Source organism: Thalassoroseus sp., assembly GCF_984380535.1.
Genome location: NZ_CFHRBF010000006.1, coordinates 149,343 through 164,014, shown reverse-complemented (window position 1 = coordinate 164,014; position 14,672 = coordinate 149,343). Strand labels below are relative to the sequence as shown.

At 57.3% G+C, this 14,672-nt stretch carries 6 protein-coding genes; all 6 read right to left on the bottom strand.

All coding sequences use genetic code 11. The features are described from left to right. Positions 1-122: 122 nt before the first annotated feature. The 6 genes from AC5DDB_RS09920 to AC5DDB_RS09895 all read right to left on the bottom strand — a co-directional run bounded on the left by AC5DDB_RS09920 (position 123) and on the right by AC5DDB_RS09895 (position 14,511). Positions 123-836 (bottom strand): ABC transporter ATP-binding protein, encoded by a 714-nt coding sequence (locus AC5DDB_RS09920; RefSeq protein WP_491739560.1) that lies wholly within the window; start codon positions 834-836, stop codon positions 123-125. 8 nt (positions 837-844) lie between these two features. Then, the gene (locus tag AC5DDB_RS09915; protein WP_491739559.1) at positions 845-2,002 is read right to left on the bottom strand and encodes an ABC transporter permease; all 1,158 of its coding nucleotides are present in this window, start codon (positions 2,000-2,002) and stop codon (positions 845-847) included. Between the two features lie 44 nt (positions 2,003-2,046). Then, positions 2,047-2,907, bottom strand: coding sequence for an alpha/beta fold hydrolase (locus tag AC5DDB_RS09910; protein ID WP_491739558.1), 861 nt, complete (start codon positions 2,905-2,907; stop codon positions 2,047-2,049). A 48-nt stretch (positions 2,908-2,955) separates the two neighbouring features. Further along, positions 2,956-3,243 carry an acyl carrier protein gene (locus tag AC5DDB_RS09905; RefSeq protein WP_491739557.1) on the bottom strand — a complete coding sequence of 96 codons (288 nt, stop codon included), beginning with the start codon at positions 3,241-3,243 and terminating at the stop codon, positions 2,956-2,958. Further along, positions 3,234-6,689, bottom strand: coding sequence for an acyltransferase domain-containing protein (locus tag AC5DDB_RS09900; protein ID WP_491739556.1), 3,456 nt, complete (start codon positions 6,687-6,689; stop codon positions 3,234-3,236). Before AC5DDB_RS09900 ends, AC5DDB_RS09905 begins: the two co-directional genes overlap by 10 nt. A gap of 154 nt (positions 6,690-6,843) precedes the next feature. Continuing rightward, positions 6,844-14,511, bottom strand: coding sequence for an SDR family NAD(P)-dependent oxidoreductase (locus AC5DDB_RS09895; protein ID WP_491739555.1), 7,668 nt, complete (start codon positions 14,509-14,511; stop codon positions 6,844-6,846). Positions 14,512-14,672 lie beyond the last annotated feature (161 nt).

Below are 14,672 nucleotides of genomic sequence, written 5' to 3'. Positions count from 1 at the left end.
TAAGAGCGAGTCTGTTACCCCGTGTTCAGTCACGAACGCAAAAAATGCCGGCTCACGAAACCGTGTTCGGCGAGTCTCAACTCAATTCGAAAATCGCATGCGATTTCGCGAAAACAGCATGATCAGCGGAGCATCGTGTCTTCGACGACTTGGCCGTCGAGAAAGCGAATCATCCGCTCGGCTCGGTTGCCGACGTCGTCGCTGTGCGTGACGGAAATCAAGGTCATACCACGATCTGCGTGGAGTCGGTCGAAGAGATCGAGAATCTCAGCGGTCGTTTTGCTATCGAGATTTCCGGTCGGTTCGTCCATCAACAATAACGCTGGATCGTTGGCGAGTGCCCGGGCAATCGCGATTCGTTGACGTTCACCGACGGACAATTGCATCGGTAAGTGTCGGGCACGGTGATCCATGCCGACGGCTTCCAACAGCTCGGCCGCCTTCTTCGCGCGTTCGCTGGCAGACAACTTGCCCTCGAACATCGGAATCTGAACATTCTCCACAGCCGTCAGCGTTGGGAGAAGATAGAACGATTGGAACACGAACCCGATTTGAGCACTCCGAAACGCATCGAGATCGCGAATTTCCGCTAAAGATTCGCCTTGGAAAACGACGCGGCCATCGGTCGGCAAGTCTAATGCTCCGAGACAGGAAAGGAGTGTGGATTTGCCACTTCCACTCGGCCCCATGATCGCCACATACTGACCGACTGGGATATGCAAGTTCACGCCATTGAGTGCGTTGACTTTGCCATCGGGGTACACTTTGCGAAGATTCTCAGCTTCGATCAGCATCGGAGTTTCATCCGTTCGTGTTGTGGAGTCGGGCGTGGTCATGATGCGGCTTATTCGTGTCGAAGACCTTCGGAGGGCAACAGTCGGGCGGCTCGCCACGCCGGATACGCACCGCCGAGCACCCCCACCGCCAATGCCAAAGCGAACCCTTTGCCAATCACATGCGGAGCGATGTCACCCTGAATGAACCCACCCGTGACCGACAACGTGGTTAGCCATTGCACCAAGGCGAGTGCACCGAGTGTTCCTACGGTGGCCCCGATCAAACTCAAGAGTATCGCCTCGCCCATCACCATGCGGATGACGCGATGTTTCTTCCAGCCGATCGCCCGCAGAATCGCGATTTCGCGAATCCGTTCCACGACGGACATCACCATCGTGTTCAGCACACCGATGGACCCCACGACGACAGCAATAGCGGAAGTCATCCAGGCCATCGCATGGGCAATCTGAATGTGCAGTGAATTCTGCACGAATTCTTTAGTGCGTTTCGCGTCGAGACCGAGGGACTTTCCTTTCTCGTTCTCGAAGCCATTGATCGCTTCCCGGATACGATCGAGTTCCTCGTCCTTGCCTTTCATCTCGTCTTCGAGCAATACCGAAAACGCGGAGACTTTGCCTTCCCGTGCGGTGATCTCTTGCAAGTCCTGTAGTGGTACGGTCATCGCACCGTTTTCGAAAACCACGTAGCTGTGGTAAATCCCGACCACTTCAAATGGTTCACCGGCAATGAGGAGTTCGTCGCCAACATTCTTGCGGACGTTCTTCGATGCCGTATCTCCCAAAACGACTTTCCGGGAGTCGCCATCTTTCAGCGGTCGGCCTTCGACGAATTCGATTTCACTGAATAGATAACCGTCCGGTTCCCAGCCTTGGACGATCGTTTTGAGCAAATTGTCTTCATCGTCGACGTAATCCAGCAGGTCGACGAGCGTCGGTTCGGCAATCTTCACGCCCTCGACCGCTTCAATTCGATCTCGGATCGATAGGTCGAGGTTCATCGTCAATTGATCGACGGCACCTTTCTCGGCGACGATCAAGTCGATACCGCGACCGCTCATCGAAGCTTCCCATGCCCGTTCAAAACTTTCGGACACGCCCATCAACGCGACCGTCGTGCCGACGGCGACCGCGAACCCACAGACCGTGAGCAGCGACCGCGATTTTCGTCGCATCAGGTTTTTGATCAGAAACGTAATGAAGTGCATGTCAAATCGCTTCGTGAAGTGCTTCGTGGGATGTGGGGCTGGCTTTAGGAGGTTTCAACAGCGGTATCCATTCCCGCCATCCGATGCAGATGCGTCTTCACCAACCGTGTGAATTCGACCGGACTTTGCAGCGGTGCCAAGTGTCGAGCACCGGGCACCACATCGATGCGGACGTCCGCCAAATGATCTTCAAGGTACTTACAAGTTGCCCCGAACGTGGTTTGTTCGTCGTAAAGTCCAACGACCGGAACAGTCACCGATTGAATGCGGTCAGCAGTCAGACCAGCTTCTTCGAACATTTCCATACCAGCAGTCGTACCGGCGAGCTTACCGAGCGGTGCTAACCAACGCACGGATGCTGGCCCGAGTGACTCACGAATGGCTTCGGTTTGCTCGGGTGTGAGATTCTTGACCGCTTCGAACAAACGACCGAAATCGACTTGCTCGCCCAGATCGATACCACTCTTGCCCAGATCGTTGCTAAGTTCCCGCCAGATAACGGTATCAGCCACGTTCGGCTCGATATGTTCAAGCCCCGGGAAATACGTGTCGGCCAAGATGATTCCCGACACCTTGTCCGGGTATTCGAGAGCCGCATGGGTCCCGATCACGCCGCCGTAACTGTGACCAACGACAAACGCCGAATCCAATTCCAACGCATCGTGCAAGCGGGCGAAGTCGCGTGCCATCGCGGCGGAGTTGTAGCCGTTCGGCGTGACTTCACTCAGCCCATGACCACGCAAGTCGTAGCTGGTGACGCGGAAATCCTTGGCCAACTCGTCCATGATGCCGATCATCATCCACACCGCAAGATTGCTCGTGAAGGCGTGGATCAGGACGACATCCGGCCCTTCGCCGGTTTGCTGGTAATGCAGTTTGACGCCATCCACATCGATGCGTGGCATGGTCTCACCTTTCGTAACGTGATCGGCGCGAGGCGATCGCAGTTCCACTCACTGACTGGATGATAAATCTTGATAGACAAAAGCGGACAATCGGCCAATCGGCATGTCTTCAACGCCTTCGGCCTGAAGTTCCATTAGCAATTCGTTGAACGGAAACCTGCGGTTGAAGGTGAACTCCATCTGCTCGCCGAGGAGCACCGCGTCAATCGATGCAAAACCCATGTCCGCAAAGAACATCGTGTCACGTTCGATCGGACCGGAGTATTCCTGCCCTTCAAAATTCCGCAGGATGTGGACGATATGCTCAAACACTTCCGCTTCGCTGTTTACGTGCATGCGGGAACTCCTTCCAGGATGCAAGTCGCCACGATGAATTTGTCTTTCCTCAGCGTCGGTACGCTGAACGTGGAATTCTGCAGGTCGGGCAACTCGCTGGCGAGTTTCTCGTTGATTGCCACTTCGATTTGTCCGGTCGCGGAATCCGCTGCCTGAATCGTGACGTTTGCCGGACTTTCCAGCAAGCCACGACCAACCGCGTTGACAAACGCTTCTTTCGCACAAATCAACCGGGCGACTGCCTCGTCGCGGTCCTCGAAACGGTCGATCAGTTTCAATTCGTTGGCACTCAGGATGCTTGAAACGGTCGCCGCGTCCCGATTCTCAATTGTCTTCAGGTCGACACCCACGGGACGATCGAACGACGACGCCGCCACGATCAGCCCACCCGCTTCAGCAATGGAAACGTTCGGGTAATCGTCTGGTCGTTCTTGTCCGAGTGGCGTCGCAACGGGTCGGCCGTTTTCGTCGAGATCGATGCTGATGTCGGCGGGAACCATTCGGGCCCCGGTGCGACTTCGCCACAATAGACGCACGGCATCCTTGGCAGCCATCCGTCCGAACAGCCATTGAATTTTCTCAGCGACCGGCACATTGAGTTTGCGGAACTTGGACAATTCCTCCGCTGTCAAGGTGACACGGGCACTTGCCATCATCAAACCAGGTTGTTGCAAATCGCGAGGCGGTTCCAGTGTCACGCACCAGGCATTCGGTTGTTCGGCGTTCTCATTCGCAGCGGCGACCGCTTCCGGCAAATTGTCGCTGAGGAAGTAATCGTCCTTCGGGCCGTGGAAGTTAAACTCGCCGAACGGCAGATAGAACCGCCAGTATTTCAGGCCGTGCATCTGTGCCCAATACCGACCGTTCGGTGCGATCGCATCGACCGAGTGCGTGAAGCGTCGGCCGGATTCATGCACGATCCGACCTTGCGACGTCATCTCGGTACCCACCGCCGGACGCGGGCCGTAGAATCGCATGTCCTTAAGTTCAAACGGCAGCAGAATTCGCCCGGATTGATCCGGTTGCTCCAGATGCCAACCGGCGAGCGGATGCATCAGGATGTCCATGAAGACCGGATCGAGCACAAACTTCGGATCGGGGTTCGATGTGAACAACCCATCGCGTGGCAACACTCGACACTGCCCTTGAATACCTTCTTCTCCGAACCGGTCCAGTGAGCACACGCCCTGGAAATATTCGCCGTGGAACAGGTTCTTGTAGAGTACGTCCAACGGAATTCGACACGGTCGCTCGTTCGACAAAGGAAAATCTTCGACCGGCGGCGGTTCCGGATAGATGTTGTTCATCCGCACGGTCCCGACAGCCGCGAGCGCACCTTGTTCGCCGTCTTGCGGATTGTGACCCAGGTCGTGAATCTTCATTTGCAATTCGGCTTCGGTGTCCGAGACCGAAATGAGTTTCGCCGTGAGTTCGATCGTCGGCGGTTCATCTTCATCGAAGCCCAGCCATTTGAGTAACTGCACGTTTTGAATCGCTGTGACGACATGACTTGGCACCAACAGCGTGGCGGTTTCAGCCATCATCTCCAAGCTGAACGTCATCGGTGTAACAGGTTGCCCGTTGCGTTCCGGATAGACGTAGCTCACCTCGCGACCACCGACCGTGTGATGAGCACCGAAGACGTCTTCTTCGAGATCGAGAATCCGTCGCACCGTAATTTCGTGCCCCGGTACAAACCGTGTGACTTCGTCGATCATCGGCAGATGATCTGTCGACGGTGGCGGTGCGGTAACGGCTGCGGGTTGTGGTTCGGGAGTTGATGTCGGTTCAGGATGAGCAGCCGCCGCTGGCGGTGGTGCCAACTGTTGTGGTTGCTGCATCGGTGCGGGTTGTTGAACTGGCACGCTCATGCCGCGTCCGCGTCGCCCACGTCGGACCGGTTGTCCCGATCGCCGACCATGCAAATACTGATGCATGACATCGTTTTGCAGTCCGAGGAACTGATCCATCAGGCCCAAGTACGAAGCCGCTGCGGAACCGGCCGAACCGGACCTCGTGGGAATTTGCGGTTGAGCTGAGGGAGTCGGCTGGGGAATTGTCGGCGTCATCGGGGCCACTCGTGATTCGTAAAGGGATTCCAACCGCATCGGCACATGATTGGCAACCAATTGGCCGGCGAGGTGGTTCAGTTGTGTCAATCCGTCCCGACGCGCGGTGTCGGCGGGCACGGCGAGATAGTCGCGGCCTCGCAGAATGTCATCGACAAAAGACGTCAAGTTCCCGCGTGGTCCAACTTCGACGAACACTCGGACGCCGTCGTCATGCATCTGACGAATCATGCGTGTGAATTCAACACGCGATTTCCAGTGCGATAACGCCAAGTCGCGAATCTCGTTCGGATCTGGCGGGAAGGGCAGGGCACTCGTGCAGGAGTAAAGTTTCGTGTGCGGTTGTTGGAAAGGGATGCCTTCGAACATCCGCGTGAGCGGTCCCATGAATGGATCGAACAACGGTGTGTGATAAGGCCGCGAAAACGGCAGCCGTTCGAACATGGTTTTCTTACGAGCGAGTTCCGCTTCGAACGTTTTCATCGGTTCCGGAGGTCCGATGACGACCGTTTGGTGCGGGCAGTTGTCCATTGCCAGGAAGAAGATGCCCGGATCGACGTTCAATTCGACCGCAACCTTTTGGACGAGTTCTTCCATCGCCTCGCGGGATGCACCGACGGCGAGCAACACGGATTCGCTTTCCGTTCCCGTGCCTTCGCCCTGTTCGAGTTCCTGCATCGATTGATGCACCGTCGCCAATGGCGGATCACCGCCCAAACATCCCGCCACCCACAAAGCCGCCAATTCACCAGCACTATGTCCGGCCATGGCGTGCGGTTGGACGCCGAGTCCTTTCAACATTTCGAGCAGACACCAATCGACCATCAGCACGCTGAACATCGTGTTGCCCAGCCCACCAAGTTCTTCCTCGAGTTGCTGGCGAACGGCGGGATCATCTGGCTTGAACAGGAACCGACTCAGCGGACGGTTGTCGTGTTCCGACATGGCCTGCATTTCGTCGCATTGCTGAATGATCTGTGCGACATGTGGAAAGTGCGGCAGTAAGTCGCCGAGCATTCCCACATAGGGTGCTCCTTCGCCGGGGAACAAAAACGCGACCTGGCCACCATGCCCCAGTGGTGCGGATGCGTAGTAGATTCCCATCCGATCGCGAATCTTGTCACATTTCGGATCGGCGAGTTTTGCCTCGGCCCGCTCCAAGTTGGTTTGCAACTTTTCGACAGACTCTGCCACGATCGCCAAGCGTTCCGAACCGGTCAGTGGATTGCGATTCAGAGACACTGCCAAATCGAGCAATCTGACGTGCGGATTCTGACCGAGATATGCCAACAACCCAGCAATGTGGCTTCGCAATTCATCGCGGCTTGTTCCTTGCAGAACAAAAAGTTCAGTGGGCCATTCCGGGGAGGGTGTCATGTTCGACTTGTGCGAGACCATCGCGGCGCGGACCTTGATTGAGTTCCGTTGATCGTTTGAAACAAGCGTAGCTCACGGGTGTGCTGCGGCGATAGATTCTTTGAAGAACCAATCGCGACAGCCCACACCGTTCACTTATGGGAGACCGACAATCCTAGCCCGCGGTCGCGGGTTGGGCGTCGGGATGTTGTCGACTGTGACGGGGTTGGAACTCATGTTCCTCACCGCCGGCGACCAGGATTTCGGCTTCACCTTTTTTGCCGAACAGGAGTTCGTCAGCGAGCATTCGCGATCCGACTTGCGGCGGAATCGGGAACAAACCGCGTTTGACGAAGTGTTTCTCCAAGTGCGAAGCCATGCCGACTTCGCCCCACGGTCCCCAGCAAATCGCCGTCACGCGGGCTTTCCATTGCCGATCGAGTTCGAAGGCCAACTTGCTGAGCACCTCGTTGGCGGCGGCGTAATCCGCTTGCCCACGGTTGCCGTATCGGCTGGCAATTGAAGCGAAGAACACGCAGAACTTCAGCCGTTCCGGGTTCAAGTGCTTCAGCAGAATCGAAACACTATCGACTTTGGTGAGGAAGACGCGATCGAACGACTCGGGTTGTTTGTCTTTGATGAACTTGTCATCGATGACACCCGCACCATGAATCACTCCGTCGATTCCGCCGAACTGGTTCTCCAACTCTTTGAAGAGAGCAGCAATTCCGTCGGCGTCCCGCACATCGCAGGCTCGGTAGTGAATCGTCGCACCAGCGGCTTCGATCTTCGCGAGGTTCTCCCGCAATTCTCGATCCCGCAGAAGTTGTTGATACGTCTTCTCGATGTCCACCGGTTTGAAGTCTTTGCCGGACGCTTTGAATCGTTGGATCAAAGCAGCTTTGATCTGCATTTGACCTTCGATGCCGACGGTATCGGCTTCTTCCTCAGCAGACGGCAATTCCGAACGCCCGACGATTACCACATTTGGTTGATGGCGTTTCGCCAGTTCTTCGACAATCCGAGCGGTAATCCCACGGGCACCGCCGGTCACCAGGATCGTGGCACCGCTGGGCAGTTCCATTTCTGGTTCGACAGTGGTGTCGAGTTCCGAACGAATCGGTTCCCACGTCACCCGTTTTGCACCGCGATGACCGACTTCCAACGGTCCTTCGGGATCGTTAAGTTCGTTCAGCAAATGGTCGGCCAACTCGGCTGGGTCTTCGGTCGGATCGAGATCGACTGCCCGCACCATGACTTCCGGCCATTCAGAGCCAAGCGTCTTGGTGAAGCCAATCACCGCACCGTCACCGGCGGATGCCGTCGTCGGAAGATGATCGTCGCCGAATCCAATCGTACCACCGAGTCCAGTTGCAGAGAGAATGAACGCTCCGCCGTCTTCACCGATGATTCGCAGTTCCTCGCCGATGGCTTTCGAGAGCACGAACAGCGATTTCACATTGCGGTGAGCCCGTTCGGCCCAGTCGCCACCGTCATTCGCGATTTCCGCCAGCGGCATCAGATGGATCAAACCACCCAGCGAACCAGCTTCCTCGCGGATGCGTTTGAGCAGGTCTTCGACTTCTTCAGGATCGGTCAGGTCGGCCGTCCAACCCTTCGAACCTTCGCCAGACATCCGTACGATGGCCACGTTGACGTCAAAGTCGGCCAACTTGGCGGCAACCGCTGGTGCGATGCCGCGTCCGTCGTCGGTGACGATGACGGTGCCACTCGGGACAACCGCCCCCGCCCCGGAAGGCAGGGGAGCGTCGACCAATTGGACCAATCCGCGTTGAATCTCGCCGGTGGCAGATTCCTCCGATTCCGTTGGGGCGGACTGATCATTCAATGACCCGTTCGCTGCCATCCCGGCGGCCGAACTGGTCTCATCCTCATTTCCGGAACCCGCGGTGTCCTCAGCTGACAACGCGGGCTGGGTGGGGTTTACGAGCGCCTCATCGAGGTAATCCAAGATGCCACGGAGCGTCCGCAAACTGGTCAGTTGTTCGAGGTCCAACGCATCTTCCATGTCGGCATCGCTCTCGGCGGAAATACCTTCCGCGAGCGTTCCGAGGATTTCGACGCGTTTGATGGAATCGATACCAAGTTCACCTTCGAGGTCGAGATCGAGCCCGAGCATATCTTTCGGATAGCCGGTTCGTTCGCTGACCAAGTCGAGAAGTTGATCGGCCATCGACTCGCGGCTGAGTCCACTGGACGCAGCAGGAGCAGATTCGGCGACAACCGGTTCTTTGACCTTCGCTAAGCCGGTTTCAGCGGCCGGTTTGGCTTCGGCTTTCGGCTCTGGAGCCGGTGCAGGTGCGGCCGGAGCAGGGGCCGGTGCAGCAGCAACCGGAGCCGGTTGCGGAACGGGCTGTGGTTGCGGAGCCGGAGCTTGGTACGCTTGCGGCTGTGGAGCCGGTGCGTATTGCGGTTGTGGTTGCGGCATCATCACCGGTTGAGCCGGGTAGCTCGCAGCCGGAATGGGTTCGCCAGCATCACCTTGCATGTAAGCCAGCATGACGCTGCGTTGCGTGTCGAGGAATTTCCCCATCACGTTTTGGAAACCTTGCATGACCACGGTGGCCTCGTCCATTGCCGGGCCGTACTGCATCGGCAATTGAGCCGGTTGCGGCTGAGCTGGCAATTGAGCCGGTGGCTGCGGTGCGGCCGGAGCCGGATACGCATGTCCGTTGGAATGACCATTCGCATGGCCGTTCTTTTCCGGGTGATGCCCATTGGTCTCAGCAGCCGGTTGGCTGGCACCGTTGGTGTGTGCATGACCGTTCGTGGCTGACGAGGACGAAGCAGCGGAGGCCGCTCCATTCTTCGGTGCCGACCCGTTGGAGGGCGGCGGCGGGGATCCGCCTGTGGCGGATGGCAGTCTGTCCTTCATTGGCTGTCCCAATACGTAAGGTTCGGGTTCATTGTGAAGACGAGAACGCACGCCGTTGACCATCCAGGTCATGGGTGAGTACGACGGAATGCTGGCGTCTTTCTCCAGCCGCGAAAGTTCGTAAGTCTCCGGCTCACGATCGCGATATAAACGACCCAAATCCATCGGGACGCCACTGACAAGAAGCTGAGCCAAACAGTGCTGGAACTGAACCAGTCCCGCTCGGCCTTTGAGATCGGTCGGCACCGCGATGTGCGGAGCATCACCCAGAGTTTGTTTGACCAAGTTGGTCAATACGCCCTGTGGACCGACTTCAATAAACACCCGGGCACCGGCTTTGTGCATCGCTTCGACTTCCGGTCGCCATTGGACCGACGAGGCCAAATGGTCGGCAAGAATCGAAGCAATCGCGTCGCCATCGTTCGGGTACGCCTCACCCAAGGTGTTCGAGAACACCGTGTGTTTGGGTGATCGGAATTTTGTATCGCTGAGAACCTTCGCCAGCGGACGAGCCGCATCGGCGACGAGTTCCGAGTGGAACGCACAGGCGACTGGAATTTGACGCCCGCGAACTTTCTTCTCTTGCAGCTTCGCGAGAAGTTCTTTCAGGCCTGCTGCTGTTCCGGAGACGACGGTTTGCGTCGGCGAGTTCAGGTTCGCCAACCAAACACCTTCGATGCCTTCGATGAGTTTCGCAACTTCGTCCGCATCGGCGTCGATCGCGACCATGCTGCCGGCATCTTCACCGGCGGCTTCGTTGATCAGGCGACCGCGTTCGTAGGAAATCCGGAACAAGTCCTCTTCGGAAATCACTCCCGCTGCACACAAAGCGACGTATTCACCATAGCTGTGACCGGCAACGAAATCGGGCTCGATTCCGAGAGCTTCGAGCAATCGGAACATCCCCAGACCAGACGCCCCCAAAGCCGGTTGTGCGACTTCGGTGTTCGCCAAGGCTTCGCGGACTTTTTTGTCTTCCTCGGGCGTGAATGTCGACGGCGGATAGATGAACCGACCAAGCGGTTTCGACCAAGTGCCGTACAACGTGCGTTCGGCGTTGTCGAATGTGCGACGCACTTCGGGGAAGTTCATCCCGACTTGCGAGAGCATATTCGGATATTGCGACCCCTGGCCGGGGAACAAGAACGCGACCTTCCCACCACTGTCAGCGGGTTTCTCGGCGAAGTAGATACCGCGTGGATCTTGGATCGTTGCGTCATCGCCGTTGAGTTTTTCAATGGCTTCCGGCAACTTCGTTTTCAGATCGTCGACGGTGGACGCAATAATCGCGAGTGTCGGATGACTTGCGTCGTCCGTGTTCGCTTTCCACAGCGTTGCCGCCAACTTGCCCATCACCGGGACAGCGGTTGTCGAAATGGCGTGATTGACCTTCTCGACAGCTTTCAATAATTCGGCTTTGGAACCACGTCGCCAGACCAGAAGTTCCGCAGGCCAATGTCGCATGGCAGGCGGAGTTTCCTCGCGGTATTCGCCGACGTATTCCTCAAGAACCGTGTGGAAGTTTGTGCCACCGAAACCGAAGGCACTCACGCCGGCACATCGCGGTTCGGGACCGCCGTGCACCCACGGTCGTGGATCGGAGTTGAGGTACAGCGGGCTGTCTTCGAAATTGATTTTCGGATTGGGACGCTCGACCAAAGTCGGCGGCAACACTTTGTGGTGAAGTGCTTTCGCGGATTTGATCAAACCGGCAACACCGGCGGCACACTTGGTGTGACCGATCATCGACTTGACCGACCCAAGAGCCGTCGATTGGATATCGGCTCCGCCTTCGCGGAAGACTTCGATCAACGCTTTGGCTTCGGTGTGGTCCCCGACAACGGTTCCCGTTCCGTGAGCCTCGACCAACCCGACGCGTTCCGGCGAGATGTTCGCCTTCTCGTAAGCTCGTTTGAGTGCCCGCACCTGTCCGGAGTGATTCGGAGCGGTCAGCCCCTTCTCGCGACCATCGCTTGACGACCCAACGCCTTTGATGACCGAGTAAATCGTATCGCCATCGCGTTCCGCGTCTTCGAGACGCTTGAGCATCACGATCCCAACGCCTTCGCTCAATGCGATTCCGTCACCGGCGGCATCGAACGGGCTGCACTGTCCGCGTGCGGAAAGAGCATGGGTCTTGGAGAACGCGGTGAACGCGAACGGCGTCATCACCGCATCCGCTCCCATCGCAAACGCAACGTCGCTGGTACCGCTTTCAAGTTCCCAGACGCAATCGTAAAGAGCCGCCAACGAGGACGCACATGCGGCGTCGATCGCCATGTTTTTCCCCGCGAAGTTGAAGCGGTTCGAAACCCGCCCAACCGTCACGTTGTTCAAGAAACCGGGGAAGGAGTCTTCGGTCCATTCCGGCAGAACGGCGTTGCTCTTTTCGACGAGTTGCTCGTGATCGATGTCCAAACCCGGCACCGTTGAAAACAACGGCAAACAGGCACGGAAACCGTAGGCGACGGATAGCGGAGCACCACCACCACCGATTCCGACCACCGCACACGTCTTCTCACGGTTGAACGGACGGTTCTCGTAACCGGCATCGTTGATGGCATGTCGCACACCTTCGAGCAACAGCAATTGCAACGGTTCGATCGACTTCACACTTTTGGGCGTGATGCCATACCGCATCGGTTCGAATGGCACATCGCCCATGAACCCGCCCCACTTCGAAATGCTCTTATCGGGGGCACGCGGATCGGGATCGTAGTACAGCCGCCAATCCCAGTGCGTGTCGGGAACTTCAGTGACGGCGTACGTCTTGTTGAGGATGTTTTCCCAGTATTCCTCGACGCTGATCGATCGCGGATAGAAACTCGCCATCCCGACGATTGCAATATCGCTCGGTTTCTGTTGCGGTACTTCGCGAATGACGGTCGGCTTGAGTTGGTCGATGCGTTTCATACCGCCGAGACACACGGTTTCGTGCAGTTCTTGCATCGTCAACACACGATCGTGCATGGCGGCGACTTGGCCGATCATGTACATGCCGCGAGCGAGTTGGTCATCATCGGAAACGTTAGCGAGTTTCGAGGCCCCGGTTTCGTCGTTTTGACGTTCGAGTCCTTTGGAAGCGACCCGCAGACGGCCCATGTTCATCCATTCGAGAGCCCGCGTGATTTCCTCAGGCGTCTTGCCTTCCTTTTGCAACCGGCGTTTTTCGGCATTGAAGTGTTCGAAGTACGGCGTGTTGATGCAGCGGATCGCGTGACCCGGTCCGGTTTCCAGCAACACGGTATCGCCACTGCTGACGGCCGCCTCTTGGAACTTCTTGACGATCGCTCCGCTGTCGACGGCTTCTTTCGTGAAGAGGTACGCGGTGCCCATCAAGACGGCCACATTCACGCCACGTTCGGCGAGCGGTGCGGACATCGCGGCGACGGCGGCACAAGAAACGTCATCATGAATCCCACCGGCGAACACGACGTGCAAATCTTCGCCACGTCCTTTTTCACCAAGGTGATTCAACAGCAGACCACACATGGTTTCCCATAAGAGGAAGCTGCCACGGGGACCAACATGCCCACCACATTCGCGGCCTTCAAAGACGAATCGTTTCGCACCGTCTTTGAGGAACATCGTGAGCAAACCCGGCGACGGAACGTGCAAGTATGTCGGCACGCCTTGGTCTTCGAGTTCTTTGGCCTGGTCCGGTCGTCCACCGGCGATGAGGGCAAACGGCGGTTTGTTCGCGAGCAGGGCAGACATTTGCTCTTTGCGAATTTCGGGCGGCAAGAAGCCCAGTAAACCGGCTCCCCAGGGTTTGTCGCCGACGAGTTTCTTCGTTTCGTCCAGCAACTTCACAACCGCATTTTTCCGCAGCAGCGAAAGTGCGAGGAATGGCAACGCACCGGCTTCCGCAACTGAGTTCGCGAACTCGGCGGTGTCGCTGACTCGCGTCATCGGACCTTGCAGAATCGGGAACCGAATGCCATGGCTTTCGGCGAACGGCGAGTTCTCTGCGAGCGGTTGCAGATCACGTGCGGAATCCAAGTTCTTGCGGACCCGTTCGACAACCGCCTGCAACACGCCGGAAACCGTAAAGTTCTCTTCTGCCAACGAAGCGGCCAGACAGGCGTCTTGCCCCAAGAAGACCGCTTGGCCAACAGGTGCAGTTTCCACAGCGTTGCGGATGGCCTGACGCCACTCGCAGAGTTTTTCCTCGCGGCTGAGTTCGGAGCCGATGAGGTCCTGCTCGCGTTTGGTCAGTTCTTCAACCGCTTTACTGCCGGGCCGTTTGTGAATGCGATAGGACTCACCGAGTTGTGCGCCCAAGCAGAGGGTGTCGCCACCGTCAAATGCGGCGATCAACTTTCGCGATTGCGGTGGAAGCGTGGACTCCCGCGTGAGCAGTAGTTGGCCATCCAGCACAACCCCGGCTGCTCCGGCAGCGGCACAAGCGGCGGCGGTGTTGAGACCGATCCCCCCTTGAATCCATACCGGCAAGGTCTTGGCATCGGTGCGATTTTTTAACCGGTGCTGCCAACGTTGCAGCAGGACGAACGCAGTCTCGTCGCCAACCCGACCACCGGATTCATTCCCTTTGAGAATGATTCCGTCGACATCGAGTTCTTCGGCCCAATCCATCTCGAGGACGCTTGTCGCCTCAAAATAGACGCCGAGCCCCTTCTTCCGGATTCGCGAGACGACTTCCTTCTGGCTCGATTCGATGCCGCCGCTCAGCAAGACCCATCCCAAACTCTCAGGTGGGGCCTGCAAGACGTGTTCAAGCACGGAGGCGTCTCGCACCCCAAGCTTGACGCCGAATTCACCCTGAGCAAATCGGCCGAGCCGATTCAGGGCTTCGCTCACGTCGTCGATCGAAGAAGCATATTCCAAATCGAGCGTGCCTTTGGCTCCAGCGCGACACGCGGCGATCGCCATTGTTGGATCGCATTCGCCAGCCGGCGTCAACACAAAGAGAGCATTTAAGTCCATTAGATAACCCCTGGGAGCCGAACGTGTCGGCCCACTGATGCAGCTACGATAGTTCACGAAGGTGTGGATTCCCGGTCCACAACTTCTGACGGAAGCAACCCGACGACCCATCGGGATTGCTCTATCCGTCCCACTTTACCTAGTTCCCCTGTCCCAAGATG